Annotated in this window: 34 protein-coding genes; all 34 read right to left on the bottom strand. The window is 72.8% G+C overall.

What is annotated here, in order from left to right:
- Positions 1–8 precede the first annotated feature (8 nt).
- The 34 genes from ABZ135_RS12700 to ABZ135_RS12535 all read right to left on the bottom strand — a co-directional run bounded on the left by ABZ135_RS12700 (position 9) and on the right by ABZ135_RS12535 (position 19,655).
- Positions 9–2,201 (bottom strand): phage tail tape measure protein, encoded by a 2,193-nt coding sequence (locus ABZ135_RS12700; RefSeq protein ID WP_356694746.1) that lies wholly within the window; start codon positions 2,199–2,201, stop codon positions 9–11.
- A 4-nt stretch (positions 2,202–2,205) separates the two neighbouring features.
- A complete protein-coding gene (locus ABZ135_RS12695) occupies positions 2,206–2,346 on the bottom strand; it encodes a hypothetical protein (protein ID WP_356694744.1) in 141 nt (46 codons plus the stop codon).
- Between the two features lie 5 nt (positions 2,347–2,351).
- Positions 2,352–2,765: a hypothetical protein gene (locus ABZ135_RS12690; protein WP_356694742.1), complete on the bottom strand. Its 414-nt coding sequence runs from the start codon at positions 2,763–2,765 to the stop codon at positions 2,352–2,354.
- 11 nt (positions 2,766–2,776) lie between these two features.
- Positions 2,777–3,289 (bottom strand): hypothetical protein, encoded by a 513-nt coding sequence (locus ABZ135_RS12685; RefSeq protein WP_356694740.1) that lies wholly within the window; start codon positions 3,287–3,289, stop codon positions 2,777–2,779.
- Complete coding sequence (locus ABZ135_RS12680) at positions 3,289–3,699, bottom strand: hypothetical protein (RefSeq protein ID WP_356694738.1); 411 nt, start codon at positions 3,697–3,699, stop codon at positions 3,289–3,291. The genes ABZ135_RS12685 and ABZ135_RS12680 overlap by 1 nt, the downstream gene beginning before the upstream one ends.
- A gap of 6 nt (positions 3,700–3,705) precedes the next feature.
- The gene (locus ABZ135_RS12675; RefSeq protein WP_356694736.1) at positions 3,706–4,440 is read right to left on the bottom strand and encodes a hypothetical protein; all 735 of its coding nucleotides are present in this window, start codon (positions 4,438–4,440) and stop codon (positions 3,706–3,708) included.
- Entirely contained in the window at positions 4,437–4,886 is a 450-nt protein-coding gene (locus tag ABZ135_RS12670; protein WP_356694734.1) for a hypothetical protein, read from the bottom strand. Before ABZ135_RS12670 ends, ABZ135_RS12675 begins: the two co-directional genes overlap by 4 nt.
- Before the next feature lie 9 nt (positions 4,887–4,895).
- Positions 4,896–5,093 carry a hypothetical protein gene (locus tag ABZ135_RS12665; RefSeq protein WP_356694732.1) on the bottom strand — a complete coding sequence of 66 codons (198 nt, stop codon included), beginning with the start codon at positions 5,091–5,093 and terminating at the stop codon, positions 4,896–4,898.
- A 20-nt stretch (positions 5,094–5,113) separates the two neighbouring features.
- Positions 5,114–5,710, bottom strand: a complete 597-nt coding sequence (locus tag ABZ135_RS12660) for a phage gp6-like head-tail connector protein (RefSeq protein ID WP_356694730.1) — start codon at positions 5,708–5,710, stop codon at positions 5,114–5,116.
- The gene (locus ABZ135_RS12655; RefSeq protein ID WP_356694728.1) at positions 5,710–5,955 is read right to left on the bottom strand and encodes a hypothetical protein; all 246 of its coding nucleotides are present in this window, start codon (positions 5,953–5,955) and stop codon (positions 5,710–5,712) included. Before ABZ135_RS12655 ends, ABZ135_RS12660 begins: the two co-directional genes overlap by 1 nt.
- A gap of 79 nt (positions 5,956–6,034) precedes the next feature.
- Positions 6,035–7,432 carry a phage major capsid protein gene (locus ABZ135_RS12650; RefSeq protein ID WP_356694726.1) on the bottom strand — a complete coding sequence of 466 codons (1,398 nt, stop codon included), beginning with the start codon at positions 7,430–7,432 and terminating at the stop codon, positions 6,035–6,037.
- A 133-nt stretch (positions 7,433–7,565) separates the two neighbouring features.
- Positions 7,566–8,243: an HK97 family phage prohead protease gene (locus ABZ135_RS12645; protein WP_356694724.1), complete on the bottom strand. Its 678-nt coding sequence runs from the start codon at positions 8,241–8,243 to the stop codon at positions 7,566–7,568.
- Positions 8,240–9,454: a phage portal protein gene (locus ABZ135_RS12640; protein ID WP_356694722.1), complete on the bottom strand. Its 1,215-nt coding sequence runs from the start codon at positions 9,452–9,454 to the stop codon at positions 8,240–8,242. The genes ABZ135_RS12645 and ABZ135_RS12640 overlap by 4 nt, the downstream gene beginning before the upstream one ends.
- Before the next feature lie 10 nt (positions 9,455–9,464).
- On the bottom strand, positions 9,465–11,045 hold the full coding sequence (locus tag ABZ135_RS12635; protein ID WP_356694720.1) for a terminase family protein: 1,581 nt from the start codon (positions 11,043–11,045) through the stop codon (positions 9,465–9,467).
- The gene (locus ABZ135_RS12630; RefSeq protein WP_356694718.1) at positions 11,011–11,595 is read right to left on the bottom strand and encodes a helix-turn-helix domain-containing protein; all 585 of its coding nucleotides are present in this window, start codon (positions 11,593–11,595) and stop codon (positions 11,011–11,013) included. The genes ABZ135_RS12635 and ABZ135_RS12630 overlap by 35 nt, the downstream gene beginning before the upstream one ends.
- Positions 11,596–11,718: 123 nt before the next feature.
- Entirely contained in the window at positions 11,719–12,009 is a 291-nt protein-coding gene (locus ABZ135_RS12625; protein ID WP_356694716.1) for an HNH endonuclease signature motif containing protein, read from the bottom strand.
- A 65-nt stretch (positions 12,010–12,074) separates the two neighbouring features.
- Complete coding sequence (locus ABZ135_RS12620; RefSeq protein WP_356694714.1) at positions 12,075–12,473, bottom strand: hypothetical protein; 399 nt, start codon at positions 12,471–12,473, stop codon at positions 12,075–12,077.
- A 56-nt stretch (positions 12,474–12,529) separates the two neighbouring features.
- Positions 12,530–12,775, bottom strand: coding sequence for a MerR family transcriptional regulator (locus tag ABZ135_RS12615; RefSeq protein ID WP_356694712.1), 246 nt, complete (start codon positions 12,773–12,775; stop codon positions 12,530–12,532).
- A 111-nt stretch (positions 12,776–12,886) separates the two neighbouring features.
- Positions 12,887–13,396, bottom strand: a complete 510-nt coding sequence (locus ABZ135_RS12610; RefSeq protein ID WP_356694710.1) for a helix-turn-helix domain-containing protein — start codon at positions 13,394–13,396, stop codon at positions 12,887–12,889.
- Positions 13,393–14,082 carry a hypothetical protein gene (locus tag ABZ135_RS12605; RefSeq protein ID WP_356694708.1) on the bottom strand — a complete coding sequence of 230 codons (690 nt, stop codon included), beginning with the start codon at positions 14,080–14,082 and terminating at the stop codon, positions 13,393–13,395. The genes ABZ135_RS12610 and ABZ135_RS12605 overlap by 4 nt, the downstream gene beginning before the upstream one ends.
- Entirely contained in the window at positions 14,079–14,354 is a 276-nt protein-coding gene (locus ABZ135_RS12600; RefSeq protein ID WP_356694706.1) for a hypothetical protein, read from the bottom strand. The genes ABZ135_RS12605 and ABZ135_RS12600 overlap by 4 nt, the downstream gene beginning before the upstream one ends.
- A 17-nt stretch (positions 14,355–14,371) precedes the next feature.
- On the bottom strand, positions 14,372–14,692 hold the full coding sequence (locus ABZ135_RS12595; RefSeq protein ID WP_356694704.1) for a WhiB family transcriptional regulator: 321 nt from the start codon (positions 14,690–14,692) through the stop codon (positions 14,372–14,374).
- Positions 14,689–15,000, bottom strand: coding sequence for a hypothetical protein (locus ABZ135_RS12590; RefSeq protein ID WP_356694702.1), 312 nt, complete (start codon positions 14,998–15,000; stop codon positions 14,689–14,691). The genes ABZ135_RS12595 and ABZ135_RS12590 overlap by 4 nt, the downstream gene beginning before the upstream one ends.
- Before the next feature lie 28 nt (positions 15,001–15,028).
- On the bottom strand, positions 15,029–16,081 hold the full coding sequence (locus ABZ135_RS12585; RefSeq protein ID WP_356694700.1) for a hypothetical protein: 1,053 nt from the start codon (positions 16,079–16,081) through the stop codon (positions 15,029–15,031).
- 67 nt (positions 16,082–16,148) lie between these two features.
- On the bottom strand, positions 16,149–16,553 hold the full coding sequence (locus ABZ135_RS12580; protein ID WP_356694699.1) for a hypothetical protein: 405 nt from the start codon (positions 16,551–16,553) through the stop codon (positions 16,149–16,151).
- Positions 16,554–16,555: 2 nt separating this feature from the next.
- Positions 16,556–16,759 (bottom strand): hypothetical protein, encoded by a 204-nt coding sequence (locus tag ABZ135_RS12575; RefSeq protein WP_356694697.1) that lies wholly within the window; start codon positions 16,757–16,759, stop codon positions 16,556–16,558.
- On the bottom strand, positions 16,756–17,034 hold the full coding sequence (locus tag ABZ135_RS12570) for a hypothetical protein (protein WP_356694695.1): 279 nt from the start codon (positions 17,032–17,034) through the stop codon (positions 16,756–16,758). Before ABZ135_RS12570 ends, ABZ135_RS12575 begins: the two co-directional genes overlap by 4 nt.
- On the bottom strand, positions 17,027–17,410 hold the full coding sequence (locus tag ABZ135_RS12565; RefSeq protein ID WP_356694693.1) for a hypothetical protein: 384 nt from the start codon (positions 17,408–17,410) through the stop codon (positions 17,027–17,029). Before ABZ135_RS12565 ends, ABZ135_RS12570 begins: the two co-directional genes overlap by 8 nt.
- A complete protein-coding gene (locus tag ABZ135_RS12560) occupies positions 17,407–17,880 on the bottom strand; it encodes a hypothetical protein (protein WP_356694691.1) in 474 nt (157 codons plus the stop codon). The genes ABZ135_RS12565 and ABZ135_RS12560 overlap by 4 nt, the downstream gene beginning before the upstream one ends.
- Entirely contained in the window at positions 17,877–18,248 is a 372-nt protein-coding gene (locus ABZ135_RS12555) for a hypothetical protein (RefSeq protein ID WP_356694689.1), read from the bottom strand. Before ABZ135_RS12555 ends, ABZ135_RS12560 begins: the two co-directional genes overlap by 4 nt.
- The gene (locus tag ABZ135_RS12550; RefSeq protein WP_356694687.1) at positions 18,248–18,724 is read right to left on the bottom strand and encodes a hypothetical protein; all 477 of its coding nucleotides are present in this window, start codon (positions 18,722–18,724) and stop codon (positions 18,248–18,250) included. Before ABZ135_RS12550 ends, ABZ135_RS12555 begins: the two co-directional genes overlap by 1 nt.
- Positions 18,725–18,818: 94 nt before the next feature.
- Entirely contained in the window at positions 18,819–19,049 is a 231-nt protein-coding gene (locus ABZ135_RS12545) for a hypothetical protein (RefSeq protein WP_356694685.1), read from the bottom strand.
- A 67-nt stretch (positions 19,050–19,116) separates the two neighbouring features.
- Positions 19,117–19,419: a DNA-binding protein gene (locus ABZ135_RS12540; protein ID WP_356694683.1), complete on the bottom strand. Its 303-nt coding sequence runs from the start codon at positions 19,417–19,419 to the stop codon at positions 19,117–19,119.
- Positions 19,419–19,655, bottom strand: a complete 237-nt coding sequence (locus ABZ135_RS12535) for a helix-turn-helix domain-containing protein (protein WP_356694681.1) — start codon at positions 19,653–19,655, stop codon at positions 19,419–19,421. The genes ABZ135_RS12540 and ABZ135_RS12535 overlap by 1 nt, the downstream gene beginning before the upstream one ends.
- Between the last annotated feature and the right edge of the window lie 402 nt (positions 19,656–20,057).

The following is a 20,057-nucleotide window of genomic DNA, read 5'->3' as shown; positions in this document are numbered from 1 at the left end:
GTGCCTCCTTACTGCCCGAAGGCGACTTGGACCGACCCGCGGCCCTCGACGCGGACGATCTTCTGGAGCAGGGTGCGGACGGCGGAGTCGGCGCCGGTGGTCTCCAGGCGGACGGTGACGACGCCCGCACCGGCCATCCCGCCGCGGGCAAGCGGCGCGGCGGCGGGGGCGAGTCGCTGGCCGGTGGCGAGGGCGGCCGTGGCGGGCGGGGCCTGGACGAGGGTGGACATGGTGCGGGCGAGCTCGGGCTGTCCGGCCTCGATGCCCTGGACGACACCGGCGGGGATCCAGCGGCCGACCTCGGCGGCCATGACCCGCGAGGGACTCGCGATCCCGAGGGCCTTGGCGATCGGGCCCGGGACGAGGCGGCGGGCCCATCCGGAGAGGGTGGAGCGCAGCCATGGGCCCATGCCCTGGATGCCCTTCCACAGACCGCGGACGACGTCCTGCCCCTTGCCGACGAGCAGGTTCCCGAGGGAGCCGAGCGCGCGGACGATCATGCCGGGGAAGCCCCGCATCCACGAGACAAGTCCCATGGCCTTGCTGGTCACACCGGCCTTGATCTTGTCCCAGTGCTTGATGACGAGACCGACGATCGTCCAGTTCAGGAAGAAGTTCCAGATCTGCTGGCCTGCCCACTTGATCGCGCCCCAGATCGCGGGCCAGATCTTGCTCGTGAACGCAAGGATCTTGTCCCAGTTGGCGATCACGAGGGCGACGAGTGCCACGACGATGGCGATGACCCAGCCGATCGGGCCCATGGCGATGAGCCACTGTGCCGCCATCGTGAGGGCCCACACGACGGCGCGGGTCGCCATCATCGCGAACTGGGCGACGGCGACGGCCCCGGCCCGGACGACGGCGGCGATCCAGGTGCCGATGGACACGAGCGCGGAGCCGACCCAGGAGGCCGCGGTCGTGGCGGCCGAGGCGACCGCGGCAGCGGCGATCCGGGTGTAGGTCATGAGTCCCCAGGCCATCATTCGCGCCCACCCGGCGACGGCCGCGACCGATGCCGAGTTCATGACCGTGGTGGCCACGGTCGCGATCGCGGTGTAGGCCGCGTAGACCCGCTGCGCGGCGGCGACCGTGAGGACCACGGCGGCGAGGCCCGCGAGGGTGTAGGCCAAGCCCTTGGTGAGACCGGTGTTCTCCATGGCGAAGGTGGCGACGACGCCACCGACGGCGCCGAGCTCGACCATGACGGAGCGCTTGAACGCTTCCAAGGCGGCGGCTGGACTGTCGTGCACGGTCTTGGCCATCTTGTCGGCCGCGCCGCCGACTTGGCCGAGCGCGGCGACGGCGGCTGACGGGTCGAGGCTGTACAAGGCCGCGCCGAGGTCCTCGGCCTGGGTGCCGAACAGGGCGACCGCGGCAGCCTCGCGCTTGACGGGGTCCTCCATAGCGCGCAGCTTGTCGAGGGTGAGGTCGAGCGCGGCCGTGGCGGTGGCGCCGCCCGCGCCGATCTTCGCCGCCATGCTGGTGGCGTTCTCGCCGATGGCCTTGAAGCCGTCCGCCGTGGTCTTGGATCCGTCGACCGAGCGGATCGAGAACTCCTTGATCGAGTCCGCGACGATGTCGGCGTCCCTGGCGCCGGCCTTGAGACCCTGGGAGATCAGGCCCATGGCGGTGGCGCCGTCGAGGCCGAACTTCCGCCACTGGGTCCCGTACTCGGTGATCGTGTCGAGCAGGTCATCGGCGCGGTTGGCGCCGGTCTGGAATCCGCGGGTGACGATGTCGAACGCCTCGGTGGCGTTCTTGGCGAGGCCGGTCTTGAGCATCTGGCCGATGGCTGCTGTGACGGGGCCGACCTCTTGGTCAAAGGTGTGGGCGAGCGCGAGCGCCTTCTTGGAAATGCCCTCCAGGCCGCCCTCGACCGCGCTCACGTCGCCGATGTTCTGGTACACGCCCTTGATCGCGGCGTTGACGGTCTCGATGGAGTCGCCCCAGCCCTCCTTGAACACGCCGGCGGAGACCTCGGCGAGGCGAGCGGCCTCGGTCGGGCCCACGCCGAGCTGGGCGGCGAGCTTCGACCCGGCGGCCTCCATGTTCATGTGGGTCATGACGCTGACGCCAAGCGCGGCGGCGAAGCCGGCGCCGATGGTCGCCGCCGCGGTGTTGAACCGCTCGCCCATGGCGGACAGCTCGCCGGTGGCCTTATCGCGGGCGACCAGGTTGAACACGAGGGAGGTGTCCGACACAGGATCACCTCCTCATCTTCTGCTCGGCCTCGTCCTGGGCCGCCTTGTAGGCGTCGAGCCAGTCGAGGAGCGCGTCGGTCTCCTCGACGGTGAGGCCGGCCCAGTCGTCGGGCTTGATCCCGAGCAGGTGGGCGGCGTTGCCCAATTGCCTCAGTCGGCGATCGGCGGCCGGGCTTTTCCCGACTCCTCGGGGTCGTCCTCGGCCTGCTCGATGAGCCGGTCAAACTCCTCCAGCGCGGCGGCGAGCTCCTCGCCGTGGAGGCGCTCGACAGCGCCGTCCCGCATGGTCTGCCACTCCTGCTTCGAGTACTCCAGGCGGAGCTCGTCCCACTCGAAGCCGACGTCCTCCCAGCGCAGCTTGGGGTGGTCGCGGCGCAGGAAGACATACAGCAGCGCCCGGCGGCACAGCGACGAGCCCTTGAGTACAGCCTGGGTGAACTCGGCGTAGGGCATTCCGGTTCTGCGCTCGATGTCCTCGCGTTCGGGCGCGAGCAGGCCGCGCCTGGGGTTGTAGCGCCAGCGGGTCGGCTCGTCCTGGCCTTCGGGGTGGTAGATCAGAAACACGTCGGGGGCTCCTATCGGGTGCGGGTGGCGAGGCGGCGCGCCATGTCCTCCATGGCGCGCTCGACGGCCTCGCGGGCGTTGGGCTCGACGCCTTCCATGGCGTGGTCGAACCAGCGGACCTTGCCGTGCTGGGTGACCCAGGTGTCGGGCCGGCCGTAGACGAGGTGGCGCCAGCCGCGAGCGCGGTTGGTGCGCTTGGGGGCGTTGGGGAAGCCGCGGACGTTCTTGGTCTTGAACGCCTTGATCCGGGCACCGCTCCAACTGCCGCCGAGCTTGACCTCGGGCCGGATCTTGCGGGCGATGGAGGAGCGCAGCGCAGGCGAGGTGCCGGGGCCGGCGGAGGCCATGGACATGATCCCGCTCTTGGCCATCGCGGCGGCCGGTAGCAGGGAGGTGCGCATGTTCTTGGCGAGCTCGCGGCGGAGCTCCTTGCCGTCCTCCTCGGCGCGGATCGCGCGGGTGAGCGCGTCCAGGCCCTCGCGCGCATCGACGCCGAGCTCGAACGGCAGGCCGCCGGCGGGCATCAGGCCGTGGCGCGCAGGACGGCGCCGGAGGTGGGGAAGCTGACACCCGAGGTGGCCTCGTCGCCGACGCTGCCCTCGATGGGCTTCCACTCCTTCACCAGGACGGAGCCGGTGTACTTCGGGTTGGAGGCGGAGACGACGGCGTTGGTCGGGCGGACCTCGAAGGGGACGACCGTGCCGAGCAGGGGCCAGATGATGGAATCGATGCGGGTGGCGGCGTAGTCCTGGAGGAACTCGCAGCCGAGCTCACCGGACTTGAGTCCGCCGAGCAGCACCTTCCACCCGGCCGCGGCATAGGTCGTGACGTCCTTCTCCTCGACCTCGACCGCGAGTTCGGCCTTGCGGGCGTACTCGGACAGGTCGACGCCGGCGAGAGCGACGTACTCGGAGGTCAGGACCATCATGGGCATGGGCGATCACCTGATTCCCAGGGAGAGAGCGAACAGGAAAGAGGGCGACGTCCCGGAGACGGTCCAGGTGGCCCGGTAGTAGGTGTCCGTGATGGCCGTGCCGTCCGTGCGCAGGATCTGCCCCCCGGCCGCGGTCGCGGCGGCGAACGTGAGGCGCGACGTGGGCGAGGCCATGCCGGCGGCGTCGTCCGACTGGACAGAGACCGTGAGGGACGGGGTCGTCCCGGCCGCGGACAGCACGTGCAGCGCGGCGTAGAGCCGGGCCCCGGCGGGAACGGCGCCGAGCTGCACGGCGGTGCCGGAGCCGGAAGCGGTGCGGGCGGTGCCGGGCGGGTGGGCGATCTGCCCGCGTACCAGCGGCCAGGAGCTCTTGGCTGTGCCGCTCCAGGGCGCCACCTCGCCGACGGCGTCCAGGAGTTTGTAGTCGGCGCGCAGGGCGTTGGTGAGGTAGGCGAGGGCGCCGACGGTGGAGTCGCCGGGGCAGACGGTCCACGGGCCGACGCCGCCGAGCTGGGCCCATGAGGCGTCGTCGACCTTGGACGGGTCGCCGGCCTCCCACTGACCCTCACCGGAGATCTCCGCCGACCCGAGGCCGCCGATGACCTCTTTCCACCCCTGCGACCGGTAGTTGGTGGTCTCCTTCACCTCATGCCCGGCAGAGACTTCGATCTTGTTGGAGTGGCCGGAAAGGTCGGCGGCGACGGCGAAGAGGCGGCAGTCGGTGAGGACTTGCTTGCTCACGGGGCCCCCTTCCCGATGATGCGGATCATGAGCTCGGCCCCGACGTACTGCGTGCCTTGGTGCTCGTACCAGCGGTAGCCCTGGATCCGGGTCACGCGCAGGTCGTCGGCCAGGCCGCCGAGGGCGTACTCGCCCGGGGCGCCGCGGGCCGCCTCGATGGCCTCCTTCAGGGAGGTGGGACCGGACCCTTCGAGCAGGGCGTCAAGGAGCTCCTGGGCGGCGCGGTCGTCGGCACGGCCGACGAGGACGCGGCACGTGAGGGTCGCCTCGTCGAGGGCGCGCCTCATGGCCTTGTCGAACTCCATGTCGTACTCCGCGCAGAAGAAGTGCGGGGCGCTGACGGCGTCCGGCACATACGCGGTGCACGTGAGCGCAAGCGTCCCGGCCGGCATGGTGACGGCGCGGGCGGCGTCGGCGACGGCGGCCCGGATGGCGGACATGCGCATGCGGGCCTCCTACTCCTCGGTCTTGCGCCGCTTACTGGCGGGCGGGGCCGGGGGCGGGTCGGCGAGCGTGGGCTCGGCCGGGTCGGCGGCGCCGTACCGGATGAGCTGCTCGGCCTCGTCGTCGGGGACGTCGAGGGTGGTGCCCTTGTCGGGCCAGGGGGCTCCGTGGCGGGAGCCGGGCAGCGTGACCCGCATACGGATTCGCATGGTGTTCCTCCTCTCCCGCGTCAGCCGAAGCCGGGCAGGACAAAGGGTTCGATGAGGTTCCAGACGTCGGGGTCGCGGCGGGACAGCCGGACGACGCCCCACTCCGCGGAGCCGGTGACTCCCTCGGGGGAGTCCTTGCGGCGGTAGAGGCGGGTGGCCTGGATCAACGCGGCCTCGGTGATGTCGTCGGGGACGGCCGGCCAGCCGTGGCGGGCGGTGACCCGCACGCGGATGGTGGCCGTGCCCCAGCCGCCGACTGCGCGCAGGAGGCCGGTGATGGGGCGGCCGTCGGCGATCGCGTTGTCGGGACTGGTCTCGTAGCCGGTGACCGGGGCGTAGGTGCCGCCCGAGCCTGTCTCGACGAGCAGGCCGGTGGCGCTGCCGATGTCGTCGACGAGGAGGAGAGCTCCGTCGTCACGGCGGGCGACGCGGCCGGCGGTGGAGTAGGTGCGGGTGGTGGGCTCGGTGTCGAGCCAGAACCGCCGCCCGGTCGCCCGCTCGATGCCTCGGGAGGCGGCGGCGAGCGCGGCCTGGAGGAGGTCGTCGGCGGTGGTGTCGGCGGCGGCGATGTTGAGCCGCCGTTTCAGGGCGGCGACGGTGCCATAGACCTCGGCCATCAGGTCTGGTCAGCGGCCGGCTGCTGGCGGCCCTGGGGCTTGCCGTCGCCCTGGGCCTGCTCGCCGGACGTCGCGGCGGGCTTCTGCTGGCCGCTCTTGCCGCGGGCCGGGGGCTTGTAGCCGCGGAGCTTGAGCTGCTCGTCGACCTGGGCGACGCGCTCGTCGAGGCCGCGCTGGGCCAAGCCCTCGCGCTCGCGCAGGAGCGCGGCGATCATCGTGTCTTCGGTCAGCGGCTCGTCGCTCATGGGGTCCTCCGTGAGGTGGGGGTGAAGCACCACGGCCCGCCTCGGCGTGGAGGCGGGCCGTGGTGGAGATGGGGGTTGATCAGGCGCCGGTGAAGGTCGGCGTGATGAGGCCGGTGCCCGCGATCTTCCGGGCGTGCGGCTGCCGCTGGAAGGTGAACGCGTAGTAGCCGTAGACCACGAGCAGGACGCCAAGGTTGGCGGCCTTGGCCTGCTCGGCACGGATGTAGACCGGGGCGTCGGGGTCCTCCCACAGGTGGCATTCCTGCCGGTCCACGAGGTAGATCTCGTCCTCGTTGGTGCCCGCTCCCAGGTTGGTCGCGATGTTGTTGTCGACGATGACCGGGGTGCCGTTGGGGAGGATGCCGCGCACGCCGCGCCCGTACGCCTCGGCGTAGTTGGCGCCGAGGGTCTGGGCGACGACGCCCGGCTGAGTGATCAGCGGGTACGAGGTGCCCATCGCGTTCTGCATCCAGTACCACCTACGGCTGTGCATGATCGCGAGGTTGTCGCCGGACGCCTGGTCGAGCAGCGCCGCCTCCACGCCGGACAGCCCTTCGATGACCTTCGGGTACAGCTCGGCGGTGGTCGGGCTGGCATCGGTGTAGGAGACGGCCGTCGCGACGTTGGTCAGGCCCACGGTGGCGGCGTTCAGCAGGGTGTTGTCCAGGCGGCTGCCGTAGGCGCGGAAGAGGTCGTCGAGGATGACGTTCTCGACGCCGGCGCCGCGCTCGATGGACTGCCGTGAGGCGGTCTGCTGGCCGGCCGCGGTGCGGACCGGGACGGACAGGGCGGTGTCGTCCATGTCCTGCTCGGCGACGGCGCCGTTCTCCGCCGACTGATTGTCCACGGACGAGCCGGTCGTGACGCGGGAGATCTCCACGGTCATGCCCTGCGCCGGCAGCGTGTGCGGGCGGCACGCGTCGGCGAACGGCCGGTTGGCTCGGGCCAGCGGCGCGTACATGTCGGTCAGGTACTGCGGGATGACCAGGCCGGCGAAGGCGCCGGTACCGACCGCCCGGGTCTCGCGGATCCGGTTGCCGCGCTCGGTGCGCTCCTCCTGCATGTGGCGGGCGAGGCGGGCCTGGGCCTCGTAGTCGCCCATGAAGGCGCCCAGGACGTCGCCCTGGAATCCGGCGCCGCGGCGGTCCTGGTCCGGCCGGTACGTCCGCTCTTCCTGGCCCACGCGGTGGACCTGGTCGTAAGCGGGCGCCCGGGTGGCTGCTGGCGCGGAGCGGGCGGCCAGGGCGGCGATCTCTGCCTCGCGGGCCTGCTCGGCGAGCAGCTTGTCGAGGGCCTCCTGGCGGCGGGTGACCTCGGCGTCGGCGGCGTCGCGGGTGGCGACCCGTGCGGTGACTGCCTCCTCGGTCAGGGTCGGATCGGAGCGCAGTGCCATGAGGGCGTCCTGCTCCTGCTGGCGGGCGGTGATCGCCGTCGAAAGCGCGGTGCGCGCCTGGGCGATCAGGTCGTCGAGCGTCATGCTCGTCTCCTTGGTCGTGGGATTCCAGACGCCCCGGTCCAGACAGACGGCCACCCGAGGCGACGGCGCCGGGTGGGCTCGTGCGCGTGAGCGCAGGGCTTGTGCTCCCGCCGGGCGGCGGGAAGTTCGTGGGTCAGCGGGCGAGGGCGAGCTCCAGGAGCGCGCGGGCCCTGCTGCTCGTCGGTGCGGCCTCGCGGGCGAGGCCGGCGCCGACGGTGTGAGGGTTGGCGCCGTAGCCGACGATGGCGACGTCGCCGCGGTGGATGTCGAAGCGGTTGATCCGGTACTCGGTGTAGTCCGGGGACCACTGGCCCGATTCGATGCGGAACGCGAACGACATCTCGTCGATCAAGCCGGACCTGAGCTTGGGCGCGATGTACGCGACGTCGTAGTCGGCGGGGTCGAGGGCCGGGGCGTGGACGGACAGGCCGCGCTCGTCCTCGGTGAGGATGAGGCTGCCGTTCGTCGTGCGGGCGAGGCGGCGCAGTTGGTCGTGGCCGAGGACGAGCGGCACGTCGAGGTCGGCGCGGGCGAGGGACTCGGCGCCGGCCCCGGCCGAGACGATCTCGGTGTACGGGCCGTAGTAGTCCCACATCTCGTATGCCTGCTCGTACACGGAGGCGTGTCCCCGGAAGTCGAGCAGGCCGGCGCCGTCGTCGGCCGCCCGGACCTCGAGGCCGGACAGCGCCGCGCGGACGGTGGCGCGGGTGCCGGGCTGAGCGGCGCTGCGGCGCTGGGACGGGCGGTCGGCGCGCTGCCGTACGTGCTGGGCTCGGGCCGCCGCAGCTTCGGCGAGCGTGGTGTCGGTCATGGCGTAGCTCCCGGGGCTGGAGTCGGAGGGACGGCGGCGCGGCTGCCGAACAGCCGGTCGAACTGCTCGTAATCGCTGGGCGTGAGCGGCGGCCGGTCCTGGAGCGCGCGGGCCTCGTCGGGCGTGAGCGTGCGGGCGTCGATCTCCGAGCGGATCGTGCGGGCGCGGGCCTCGGGGTCCATGCGGAGCATCGCGTCGGAGTTGAGCTTGACGAACCGGGGCCCAGAGACGAGGCCGTAGGTGAACGCTTCTTCTCTACGCGCTACGGCCGGCCCGAGATTCATGATCAGGAACTGGAGGTTGCGCTGCGTGATGCTGGCGTAGGTGATGCTGCTGCCGGAGACGGCGGCGTCGATCATGTCGCCGGGGCAGCCGAAGAACCGGGCGACCTCCACGTTCCCGAACTCGCGCGCCTCCAGGAACGCGGACTGGCTGGCGACGGCCTGGATGGGCTTGTACTCCCAGTCCATGCCGTGCACGAACAAGTCGCCGTTGCTGACGCTGGCGTTGAACGACTCCTTGGCCACGCGGGCCTGCTCGGGGTTGATCGTCTTGGCGGTGTTCTTCAGTGTGGCCAGGGGGACGGCGCCGCCGGCGAACCAATCGCGGGCGAAGCGCTGGGCGGTCAGGGACTCTTCGAGCGTCCACGCCGCGTACGCCACGGGCGAGAGGCCGAGGGGGACACCGGCCACGGTGTACTGCTTCTCGTGCCAGACCTCCCACGGCTCGTACTCCTGGCCGCCGATCACGTACTTCGTGATCTCCGAGCCGCGCACGCGGACGGTGACGTCGGCCAGGGGGACGAGATCGATGCGCGCGGGCAGGCCGCGGCCGTCCGGCCCGATCACCCCGGACCGCTCGGAGATGATCCCGAACGCGTTGCCCGCGCGGTCGAGGTCGACCTGGGTCGAGTACAGCCACTCACGGATGCGGACCTGGGGCCCGCCCGGGGCGACGAGCACCGGGGGCTTCGCGACCTCGACCTGAATCCCGCCCACGCGCCGGTAGACGTCCACGGGGAAGGACGACACGAGGTCGGCCCGGAGCCGAAGGCAGGCCCACACGGCGGAGTGCCGCATGGCCGACTCGTTGGTGACCGGCACCGTACTGCCGCCGCGGGCATGCCGGGCCGCGGCGAGCAGCTCCTCGGGACTGGTCAACTGCGCGTCCCTCGTCGCGAAGAGGCCGCGCATCCGCTGCCATACGCCCATGTGGACCTCCTCACCCAAAGCTGTCGGCGATGTCGTAGTCGTCAAGGACGGCCGGCCCGCGGGCCAGTAGTGCCCATCGGGCCTCGGTGACGGCGACGAGTGGGGCGACGTCGACGAGGGATGCGGTGCGGTCGAGGACCCACGCGTCGCCGACGCGGCGCGTGCGGGCGCCGTTGACAGCGGCGGTGAGCGGGGCCTGCTCGATGTGCCGGACGGTGCCCTGCCTCATCGCGTCGGCGAGCTGCCCGCACGCCTCGACCATGTCGCCCGAGCGCATCACGACGAGGTGCCCGCGGTGCGGGTGCTCCTTGTCCTCGGGCGCGGTGATGCCGGCGGCGACCAGGTCGTCGATGAGCGAGGCCGCGGGCGCGCCGGTCGAGGCGACCGCAACGACGAGCGGGCGCCACAGGGCGGCGAGGCGGGCGACCGCGGCGACGACCCAGTCCGTACCGGCCCGGCGGTCGAGCAGCTCCAGGTGCACGGTGCCGTCCGGGCGCCGGATCGCCGCGCCGATGCTGGCGTAGCGCCGGTCCTTCGAGACGTCGAGCGCGAGCGCCACCTCGTCGGCGGCCGGCCGGGACTGCTCGTCGGCGAGCTGCGGCCACGCGTCCTTCGGGACGTTGGGGTCGGCCGGCGGTGTCGACTTCCTCGTCCGGTTCAGGTACGCGCGGTCGAACTCGGCCGGGTCGAGCTTCTCCAGCTCGGCCCGGATCGTGTCCTCGGTGACCGTGTGCCCGAGCGCGGGCAGCGTTGCGTACCAGGTGGCCGGGTCGTCCCGGGGCATGTCGTCGGGGGCGAACCACTCGAAGTACGCCGCGCGCGGCCGGGGAGCGGCCGGGTCCTCGGCGAGCGCTTCCCACAGGGCCTCGATGAGCTCGCGGCCCTTGGCTCGCTTCTTGTTCAGCCACACGGACTTCTCTGTGCCGCCCGCGCTCGCCCACCAAAGCTGAGCCATGGCCCGGGTGAGCATGGCCGGGCTGAACGCCTGCTCCAGGCGGTCGTCCTCGTGGGCGAAAGCTTCGTCGATGAATCCGAGGTCGAGCGGCGGGCCGTGGCCAGCCTTCTCCGTGTTGGCGGTGATGCCCATACGGCTGCGGGTCGGCGTCCAGAGGATGGCCTCGTTGCCGTTGGACTTCCGGATCCGGGCGCGCCTGGCCAGCGGTGAGCCGGAAATCTTCTCCCAGAACTCATCCTCCCACCTCTGCCTCGCCATACCTCGGGTCTGGGCCGCGTAGATGATGTTCTGTCGCGGGAACGCGAGGGCGCGGTGGACCTGGGCACCGAGGGTGAGCTCGGTCTTGCCCTGCTGCCGGGAGACGCTGAGGCCGACCTCGCGGTGCACGAACACGCCCGTGGCCGGGTCGATTTCGAGGGCGACGTCGGTGACGTACTTCTGCCAGGGCATCGGCGGGGCGCCGAGCGCCGTCATGACCTTCCACAGCTTCGGGCCGAGGCTGGGGAAGTTCGGGTTGCGCGGGGTGCCCCAGCGCGGCGGGCAGGTCAGGCCGTACCGATCGAGCAGGTCCTCGGCGAAGGAGGCCGGCGGCGCCCAAGTCTCAGACGACTCCGAGGTCATCGAGGCCGTCGTCATCGTCCTCATCCGTCGCCCGTCCCTCCAGCAGCACGGCGACGGTCGCCCGGAGTTCGCGTGCCAACTGCGGCAGGAGCCGCGGGTCGGCAGGGACCTGGACCGGTGTGCCGCACTCGTCGCACTCGACTGGCGCGTGACCGTCGATCTGTCGGGCCAGCCGCATCGCGGTCGCGGCCAGCGTCGGCTCCATGCCGATGAGGTCACCGAGCTGCTCGATGTCGTCGGCGAGCGCCGAGCTCACGGGACCCGCCTCGTCGGCGAGCGCGGTGGGCGCGGGCGAGGGGACGGCGGCCGGGGCGGTCTCAGTCGCGGGCAGGAGCGCGGCCGGGGCGACGCCGAGCGCGGCGGCGAGCGCGACGAGGTCGTCGGCGTCGACCCGCCTCGTCGCGGCCTCGACACGGGACAGGACCGGCTGAGACATCGGCCGGCCCTCGGCGGCCAGACGGGCGCCGAGGGTCTCCTGATCCCACCCGCGGGCCTCGCGGAGCCGGGTCACGGCCTGGCCCAGGTGGACCCCGGCGGGTCCGATCTCCAGGGGGCGCGCAGCCATGGGACACCTCCCGACGCTGGGGCTCAGCAATCGCATATGGGCTGGTCAGGGCCGGGGGGAGAAAAATAAAAGCTGGGCGCGGGGCTGGGGAGCGGCGTTGGCTAAAAGTTCAGGCGCCGTAGGTCACGGGCCCGCGTACCAGTCGCGTGACGTGCGGAAGGTCGAGGCCGGGCTCATGGCGCGGTCGCCCTTCTCGCCGTTGCACTTCCGCCCGCAGGTCGGGCAGCCGTTCACGCCGTGCGCGGGCAGCCAGTTGTCCCGGTCGGTGGGGTCGGCGCCGGCCGAGACAGGGACGACGTGGTCGACGGTGTCGGCGGCGGCGTGCCCGCAGATGTGGCACACGTCGTTGTCGGCGAGGAAGCGGGCGCGGGCCTTGCGGTAGCCGTACTCGGTGAGGTCGGTCCGCTTGGCCATGGCCCACCTCCAGGGACGAGGAAGGCCCGTCCGCTATGGGGGAACGGACGGGCCGGGCCGGAGGGTCAGGCGCAGAGGGTCGCCTGGAGCGCGGCGTTGATCGCGAGGGCCTCGGTGTCGCTCACCTGGTGCTCGCTGGTGGAGAACCGCTGCTTGGCGGTCGACTGGGCGTCGCCTCCGCCGGTGATGGTGGAGCACTGGTTCCGGGCGTTGGAGATGGCCTTGTCCTCGTCGGCGACGAGTGCGGGATGCACGGCCTTGAGGGCGGCCAGGAGCGCGGTGCGCTCGGCACCCTCGGGCTTGGCTGGCAGGCCGCCGGGGTTCTTGCTCGCGGTGGTGGAGGGGGCGGGCTGGGTGGTCGGGGCGGTGGGCTTCTCGGGGGCCGGCTCGTCGCTGCTACCGCACGCGGTGAGGGCAAGGGCGAGTGCGGCGACGGCCGTGAGGCTGGTGATGTTCCTGCGCATTGGCCCAGCGTCGCCGAACGGAGCGACGGCGCGGAGGCGGTTGATCGTCCTGTGACCTAGCTGGACTGGGTGATGCCGACGAGGCGCAGCGCGCGGGCGCGAGTGGCGGCCTCGGCGCGGGCGACGTCGGCGTGTGCGTACAGGGGGTGGCCGCGCTCGTCGAGACCGGTGGGGGTGAGGTGGCCGCGGCTGGCCCATGAGCGGATGGTGGCCGGGGTGACGGCGGCGGCGCCGGCCGACATGATGCGGCGCCACCGGGTGGCGTGCTCAGCGGCCTCGGCAGCGGTGTACAGGGCGCCCACGATCACCTCCGGAAACGCGACGGCCCCGCCGAGGCGGGGCCGAAGGGGACTATGGGCACACGTGTGCTGCTGGCACCAGTGTTGCGCTAAGTGGCGATCATGTCCAGCCGCTTACTTGCTGCGGTCGTCCGAGGCGGGGCGGTGGGGCTCCAGGGTGTACTGCCCGATGCGGGGCGTGGCGTCCGGCGGGTAGACGCCGTCCTGCCAGGCTCGACGGTAGACGGACGCCAGGAAGCCGATGGCGAACCTCGCGGCCACCTCGGGGCGGTCCCCGGTGCGGGTGAGGACGGCGAGGTCGTCGATGAGTTGGGCGTCGGCGGCCAGGATGAGGGACATGGGCGCCATCGTCTTGGGACGCTGGGACGGTGTCCCGGCGGCCGGTGTGGGCGGGGTGGCGGCTGTCTCGGTGTCCCGTGGGACGGGCATGTTCGGTGTCCCTTCGATGTGGTCAGGGGCGGGCGGCGTGTCCCCTTCGATGGCGTCTATGTCCCGCTGCACGGTGCTGCGGCCGACGCCGAGCTCTCGGGCGATGTCCCGGATCGACTTCTTGTCCCGCCGCAGTTGGGCCACCTGGAGACGGCGGCGGGCGATCCGGTCGGTCGGGGCCGGGACGGTGCTCACGATGCCTCCTGGGTGAGCTCGCGGGCCGTCATGAGGATGCCGATGCGGACGAGGGCGGGCATGACGGCGGCACGGTGCTCGTCGTACTCGGTCGGGGTCAGGAGCAGCCCGCACGTCTCGCAGTCCACGTACGCCTGCCAGTCGGTGTGCCCGAGACCGAAGGCGGCGCAGGACGGGCAGGGGGCGTCCAGGGCGCGGCGGCGGGGCTCGGTGCTCGTGATGGCCCGGATGCGGCGGACGACGTCGGCGAGCTCGGCGTGGAGGAGAGCGACCCAGGCGGAGCGGACGATGTGGTCGAGGTGGCGGGCGAGGTAGTCGGCGTAGGGGGCGCGGGGGGTCATGGGCGGGAGGTCGTGCCCGAGGTCCTCGGCGAGCTGGTCGGCCCAGGCGTACAGGATCGCGTGCACGGGCGCAGGGCCGGTCTGGTCGCGGGCGCTGTCCCGTACGGGGCCGGGCGCGGCGGGCCCGAGCAGGGTGAGGACGTCGCCGCGGACGGGGAGCGGGGAGTGGGCGCGGCCGGCGCCGCCGTACCCCTGCGCGGGGCGTGCGCCGAGCTCCAGGGACGCGGCGAGCAGCACGAGCTGGCGGGGAATCTCGGCCAGCCAGCCGCGCAGCCGGTCGCCGCAGCGGGCGCAGGCGGTGCGGGGGGCGTCGGAGGGGTGGGTGCAGATCAGGCAAAGGCTCATGCGTGCTCCAGGTGCGAGCTGAGGAGGGCCCGGAGGGCGATCGCGTGGGTGTCTTCGGCGTACGGGTCGCCGTGGCGGATGCGGGCTGCGCCGTCGAGGTCGTCGCACCAGGCGAGGACGGCGTCGACGGCGGCCTTGGCGCGGTCGCGCTCGGCGACGAGGCGGCGGACCGCTTCGGGGACGTCGGGCCAGGTCGGCGCACCGCAGGCGCGGCGGGCGGCGGCGAGGTACCCGGCGAGGCGCTCAACGTCCCCGGGGCTGGTCTCGGGCAAGGGGGCGCTCCTGGTGGTCAGGGTCGGTCGGGGCGTGCGGTGGTACGGCTCCCGCCGGCGGTCTGCCGGAGGGCGGCGCGGGTGCGGCGGATGGCCGTGCGCTGGTTCGGGGTGGTGCCGCCCCACACGCCCGGCTCGCCGTGCTCGATGGCCCACTCCAGGCAGGGCTTGCGGACCTCGCAGGCGGTGCAGATCCGCCGGGCGGCGGCGGTCGAGGTACCCGGCTCGGGCCAGAAGAGCTCGGGGTCGACCTGGCGGCAGAGACCGAACTCGCGCCACCCGCCGCCTTCTTCGGGCGGGACGGTCACCGCGGCTGCGGGGGTGTCGGTCGTGCTCATCGCTGCTGCCCCCGCCACGGGGCCGGCCGCACGCCGCTGCGGTGCCGGGTGCCGGTCCGGCGCAGCGGCCGGGGCCGCGTGCAGGTGGCGGCGTGGGGCATCGCGCGCCACTCGGCGTGCTCCAGGGTGGGGCGCTCGGCGGTGAGGACGCGGACGCGGAGGCGGCCGGTGCCGTCGGTGTAGGCACCGAGGTTGCCGGTGTCGTCGGGGGCGGCGTCGAGGGCCTGCCTGCGGCCTGCGGCGGTGACGGCCCAGCGGATGGGCTGGCCGCACGACGGGCAGGGCGTCGAGCCGTGAGGCGTGGTCATCAGGTCTCCGAGGTCTGGGTGTGGTGGGTCAGCCGGTGGCGCGGTCGCGGGCGGCGGCCTCGATGCAGTCGCGGCAGCGGCCGGGGGCAGCGGCCCGGTACTTGCGACCGCAGTCACAGGTCCGCTGCGGCGCGAACGGGTCCGGCTCGGCCTGAGGGGGCCGTGCGGCGTCGCGGGGGCTGGGAAGGGCCCCGGAGGCCGGGGGCAGCGAGATCATGAACGCGCCCTGTACCGGCCCGGGGGTACTGGGCTTCTGGGCGCGGCGCTCGCAGCCGGTGCACAGGATGCGGTCGAGCCGGATGACCGGCTGGCCGCAGCCGGCGGCGCAGCGGCGGTGCTTCTCCGACTGCTCGAAGCGCGCTTCCTCTCTCGCGCGCCCGCGCCCGTCCTGTGGCTGAGGTACTACCTCAGCCACCTCATGGGGTAGTTCATGGGTACTTCCTGGGTGGTCGGGGCACTGTCCCCCGACCCCCTCGGGGCACTGTCCCCCGACCTGGGTAGGGGCACTGTCCCCCGACCCGTCTCCGTCCGACCTCGGGGCACTGTCCCCCGAGGTGGACCGATCGGAGGTCGGGGCACTGTCCCCCGAGGTGTCATCGTCAGGGGTCGGGGCACTGTCCCCCGACCCTCGGGCGGCAGCGGCGGCCTTGCGGGCAGCGGCGGCGGCGCGCTGCTCCTTCTTCTTCTGCTGCGCGATCCACACGATGCCGGCGGCGCGCTCCCAGTCCGGGTTGGGGCACAGCAGCAGGGCGTACATGACGGCGCGCCCCCGGGTCCGGCCCTTCCCGTGACCGTCCTCGACGATGGCGACGACTCCCGCAGCGACCGCAGCGGTCAGGTAGGTGCGGACGTCCTTCTGGTCGCTGCGGCACGCCTTGGCGATCTGCTGGATCGTGATGGCCGCTCCGTCGCGCTCGTAGCGCAGGCGGCCATCGGCGGACGCGAGGGCGCGCAGGGCGTACAGCGTCGTAAGGAAGCCGCCGGTGAGCGGCCGGGGCAACACGCTCGCCCACTGGCGGGCGAGAGCGTTGCCGAACGCGTGCGCGACGCTGCCCGTCCTGGGGGGCTGCTCGACGTCCACGGGGTGCCTCTCGGTTGGTACGGGTGGGACCGGGCGGGCCGGGGGGCAGGGCCCCGGCCGGGGCCGGTCAGGCCGGGTGGTCCTCACGGAGGCGGCGCAGGATCGGGCCGGGGATCGCGAGCTGGACGGTGGCGACGTTCCAGCGGCGGCTGCGGGCGTCACGGCGGATCCAGCCGCGCTGCTCCAGGATGTTGAGCGAGACGACGACCTGCCCGGGGTGCAGCGCGGTCTCCTCGACGAGGCCGCCGAGGCGGGGCTGCGCCTCGTCCGGGATGCGGCCGGTGGCCCAGTCCGCGTGTGAGGCGAGCGTGAGGGCGACCAGCTTCGTGGTGCGGATGAGCCGGGCCCCGGTGATGCCACGCTCGTAGAGGGAGCGGAACGGGGCGTCGTTCTCGGGGTCGTGCGGGCCGGGGGCGATGAGGGGGTGGGCCTGGCGGCGAAAGACGTCGGCGGGGGTGGGGATGGTGCTCACGGCTACTCCAGGTCGGTCGGGTGCGGGTCGGGGGTGGTGGCGAAGAGGTAGGCGCCGGGCGGCCAGCCGGGGCCGGGGGGGACCTCGGGGCGGCCGGCGAGGGCGGCTGGGGTGTGGCGGTCGCAGCACCAGCCGGTGACGTAGAGGCGGGCGCGCTTGAGTCCGTGGGGCCCGAGGCGACCGCACGGCGGAGGCCGGCGCCTCACGGGCGCGGGCGGACGGTGCCGCAGTGGTTGCACTCGACGCGGCCGGGACCGGCCGGGTAGTGCGGCGTCTGGAGGTGGCCGCAGCGCGGGGTGTGGCAGGCCAGCCACACGTAGCGGCGCGGGGGCGGGACGTGAGGAACGGGGCGCGGCCGAGGCGCGATGAGGCGGCGCAGGGCCCGCCCGGCGGCGATCGTCGCGCACACGGCGGCGAGGGTCGTGGTGGCGGCCCCGGCGAGCAGCAGGACGAGGACGGCCAGGCCGAGAAAGTCACGCACGGCTGTCTCCGATCGCCCGGACCTCGGCGAGGGCCCGGCCGTACGCCTGGCACGGGCCGGGGCAGTACCAGCGGGCGGGCTCCCGCGATCCGGGCCACTCGACGCGGACCATGCGGGCGGCCGGCTGCGGCACGGCCGCGAGGTCGCCGCAGCCGCTCACCGTGCAGTCCCGGCCGGTCGGCACCGTGCGGGGCGCCGTCGGCGTGCCGGTCTCGCCACGGTTCCAGCGTCGACGTGCCTCGGCCGCCTTGCGGGCCTGAGCGGCGTGTGCGTCACGACACTGCTGGCAGTACGGGACGCCGAGCTTCCTGTGCTGGACGTAGCCGCGGGGCTCGCCGTGCGCGATGCCGTCCTCGACGACGGCCGGGGCGCTCACTCGTCCGCCTCGGCGTCGTACGCCGTAGCGACGGACAGCGGGGTGACGACGTAGCCGGTGACGGTCTCGTCTGGGCCGTCCTCGTCGCCGCCCGGGCCGACCACGACCAGGTCCTCGGGGGAGTCGGGCCCGCCGTGGTCCGGGACCCAGCCGAGCGAGCCGCCGGAGATGTCCCGGCGGAGCAGCTCCTCGCAGTGCGCCCGGGCGGCGGCGCGGTTGGTGTAGAGGCCGAGCGGGATGGCGTCGTGCTGCGCCCGGTACACGGTGAGCTCGGCGTCCGACCGGGGGGTGAGGATCGGCAGGAGCGTGGCGAGGGTCGCGTGCACCTGAGCGGCGGTCAGGTCCGCGCTCCGGTGGGCGAGCCGCTCGTCAGTGCTGAGCCGAGCCTTCCACCCGGTGTCGGCGTCCATCCACGTGTCGGCCCTGGCGAGCAGCTCCTCGGCGCGGGCGTGGTGCTCGTGCGGGGTCATCCGTACATCTCCGTCTCGTCGTCTTCGGTCTCTCGCTGCTCGCAGTCGGGGCACCCGCAGTTCGTCCAGGAGCCATCGATCAGCTCGGCGAAGCAGTCGTCGGGGTCGGCGTCGGGGATGTCGAGGGGCGCGCCGGCCTCGTCGACGGCCGGGGCGTAGAGCGGCGCGCGCCGCACGACGGACCCCTCCTTGCCGCAGGCGCGGTGCAGGCAGCGAGTCGACGTACCGCCGTGCTCCCGCCACCACTCGCCGCCGCAGGACGGACAGGCCATGAGTGCCTGGGTGTTGATGTCGTGCGGGCAGCCGCAGGCGTCGCGAGCGCCGCCGCACAGGGCGTTGGTGCAGAAGTCGCTCGGGTCGGTAGCCATCAGGGACGCTCCCGCCGCCACTCGATGGCCATGTAGCGCGACCCGTCGCGTGTCCTGGTCGTGTCGACCTGCACGTTGATCTCGCACGGCATGACGTGGCCGGGGAAGTGCGCGTACTCCATGCGCTCGGTGCCGCGCGGGAGCGGGACGTGGACCATGTCGGGCAGCCAGCCGCCGAGCTGCCGGTAGCTGGTGCCGTAGTAGTCGGGTTCCAGGTCGCGGAGCGTCGCGTCGAGGAGCTGCACCGGACCGTGCACGGCGAACTGAACCTCGGCACGGCGGGCCAGACCGGGCGCCGGCGCGGGGGTGAGCTCGCCGCACGGCGCGGTGCCCTTCCCCTGCCCGACCTCGGCCAGCAGTACGTCCCGCTCGGCCAGGAGGTCACGAACGTCCTGGTCGAGCTGTTCGGTGGTGCGGTACTCGGTCTGGCCCGCGCGGATCTCCGCGAGGCGCCGCTCGGTGAGTCGCCCAGTCATCGGCGATCACCCGCCGTTCGCCGGTCGGAGCGCGTGAGGGCGTAGCGAACGGCGAGGACTCCGAGGACCCAGATGAGGGCGCAGGCGGCGGGGATCACTGGGCACCCGCCTTGGTCAGGTCGACCACAGGCGTGAGCTCGCCGACGAGCTCGACGAGCTCGGACTCGCGGGCACGCACCCAGCGGGCGCAGGTCTCGGGGTCGACGCCGTCGAGCACGTACATCTGCTCGCCGGTCGGCGTGCGGCCGGCCGGACGCCAGCGGGAGCCGTCCGCTGCGCGGACAAGTGCGGAGGATTCGGGCGGGAGATGGGTAGGGTGAGTCACGGTTCCTCGATTCGTGGGTGAGGGCCGTTGGGGCCCGAGGCCAGGCCCGGCCTCGGGCCCCGTACCTTCAGGCCGCGGACTTGCGGCGGCGAGGGGTGCGAGGGGTCAGAACGGCGACGGGAGCCGGGTCGGCGGCGTAGCGCTCGGTAGCCGTCGATCGGGTAGACGTCGAGGTCTGAGGGGTGGGAGACGCGGCGATTTCGAATTGCCGGAGGATCTCCGCGTGGTGCTGGTCGGTGAAGCGCCAGGCCCCGGCGATCTTGACTGCCGGGATGTTCTTCTTGCGGGCCTGCTCCTTCAGCCACCACGTGGAGCAACCGAGCGACTCTGCGATCTCCTCGGGCTTGTGCAGGCGCGGGAGACGGCTCATCACGCGGCCCTCGTGCGGGGCCGGCGGCCCTCACGCTCGCGCTGGGCGAGGAAGTCCTCGACGGCGCTGATGCGGGCGACGACCTTCTTGCCGATGCGGAAGGTGGCGGGGCCCTGGCCGAGGGAGCGCCACCGGCGGACCGTCCCGGGGGCGATTCCCAGCCGCGTCGCGATACCGGGACCGGCCGCCGTGTCTTCGATGTAGATCAGTCCGGGCGGCGGGCTCGAACGGGCCATTCCTGGTCACTTCCTCTCTCGTGGATGTCTTCGTGAAACGAATCGTTCTGTTCTGGAGACGATGGAGGCGCGAAAAGGACCAGCACGCCGACGCCCAACGCCTTTGCGATCTCGTGTGCAGCCAGGACGTTGCACGCCGCGCTCCTGCCCGAGACGAGGTGCCCCACCGTCGAAGCAGGTACTCCGGCCTCGCTGGCCAGGCTTCTTATGGTGTACGGCGCCCCGCGCCCGGGGTGCTCCATGACGAACTTGAGTACGCCAAGGTCGCGGAGTCGATAGAGGGTGTTCAACGTCTCCCAATCGGACCGTTCCGGCTACGAACGAGAACAGTGAAGCACAGTCGGGAACGAATCGTCTACGAATCAGAACGACCGGATGTGAAGCTTCAGCAAAAACGGCACC

Origin of the sequence: Streptomyces sp. NPDC006339 (genome assembly GCF_040612775.1) — a bacterium.
Classification (GTDB): domain Bacteria; phylum Actinomycetota; class Actinomycetes; order Streptomycetales; family Streptomycetaceae; genus Streptomyces.
Note: the sequence above shows the minus strand (reverse complement) of the source record. Positions and strands in the feature narration are given on the sequence as shown.

Coding starts and splice junctions, on each gene's coding strand:
- ABZ135_RS12685 (WP_356694740.1), bottom strand. CDS start 3,289: ATGCCCGCCGGCGGCCTGCCGTTCGAGCTCGGCGTCGATGCGCGCGAG.
- ABZ135_RS12680 (WP_356694738.1), bottom strand. CDS start 3,699: ATGCCCATGATGGTCCTGACCTCCGAGTACGTCGCTCTCGCCGGCGTC.
- ABZ135_RS12670 (WP_356694734.1), bottom strand. CDS start 4,886: ATGCGCATGTCCGCCATCCGGGCCGCCGTCGCCGACGCCGCCCGCGCC.
- ABZ135_RS12665 (WP_356694732.1), bottom strand. CDS start 5,093: ATGCGAATCCGTATGCGGGTCACGCTGCCCGGCTCCCGCCACGGAGCC.
- ABZ135_RS12660 (WP_356694730.1), bottom strand. CDS start 5,710: ATGGCCGAGGTCTATGGCACCGTCGCCGCCCTGAAACGGCGGCTCAAC.
- ABZ135_RS12655 (WP_356694728.1), bottom strand. CDS start 5,955: ATGAGCGACGAGCCGCTGACCGAAGACACGATGATCGCCGCGCTCCTG.
- ABZ135_RS12650 (WP_356694726.1), bottom strand. CDS start 7,432: ATGACGCTCGACGACCTGATCGCCCAGGCGCGCACCGCGCTTTCGACG.
- ABZ135_RS12645 (WP_356694724.1), bottom strand. CDS start 8,243: ATGACCGACACCACGCTCGCCGAAGCTGCGGCGGCCCGAGCCCAGCAC.
- ABZ135_RS12640 (WP_356694722.1), bottom strand. CDS start 9,454: ATGGGCGTATGGCAGCGGATGCGCGGCCTCTTCGCGACGAGGGACGCG.
- ABZ135_RS12635 (WP_356694720.1), bottom strand. CDS start 11,045: ATGACGACGGCCTCGATGACCTCGGAGTCGTCTGAGACTTGGGCGCCG.
- ABZ135_RS12630 (WP_356694718.1), bottom strand. CDS start 11,595: ATGGCTGCGCGCCCCCTGGAGATCGGACCCGCCGGGGTCCACCTGGGC.
- ABZ135_RS12625 (WP_356694716.1), bottom strand. CDS start 12,009: ATGGCCAAGCGGACCGACCTCACCGAGTACGGCTACCGCAAGGCCCGC.
- ABZ135_RS12620 (WP_356694714.1), bottom strand. CDS start 12,473: ATGCGCAGGAACATCACCAGCCTCACGGCCGTCGCCGCACTCGCCCTT.
- ABZ135_RS12605 (WP_356694708.1), bottom strand. CDS start 14,082: ATGAGCCTTTGCCTGATCTGCACCCACCCCTCCGACGCCCCCCGCACC.
- ABZ135_RS12595 (WP_356694704.1), bottom strand. CDS start 14,692: ATGAGCACGACCGACACCCCCGCAGCCGCGGTGACCGTCCCGCCCGAA.
- ABZ135_RS12590 (WP_356694702.1), bottom strand. CDS start 15,000: ATGACCACGCCTCACGGCTCGACGCCCTGCCCGTCGTGCGGCCAGCCC.
- ABZ135_RS12560 (WP_356694691.1), bottom strand. CDS start 17,880: ATGACCCCGCACGAGCACCACGCCCGCGCCGAGGAGCTGCTCGCCAGG.
- ABZ135_RS12555 (WP_356694689.1), bottom strand. CDS start 18,248: ATGGCTACCGACCCGAGCGACTTCTGCACCAACGCCCTGTGCGGCGGC.
- ABZ135_RS12550 (WP_356694687.1), bottom strand. CDS start 18,724: ATGACTGGGCGACTCACCGAGCGGCGCCTCGCGGAGATCCGCGCGGGC.
- ABZ135_RS12540 (WP_356694683.1), bottom strand. CDS start 19,419: ATGAGCCGTCTCCCGCGCCTGCACAAGCCCGAGGAGATCGCAGAGTCG.
- ABZ135_RS12535 (WP_356694681.1), bottom strand. CDS start 19,655: ATGGCCCGTTCGAGCCCGCCGCCCGGACTGATCTACATCGAAGACACG.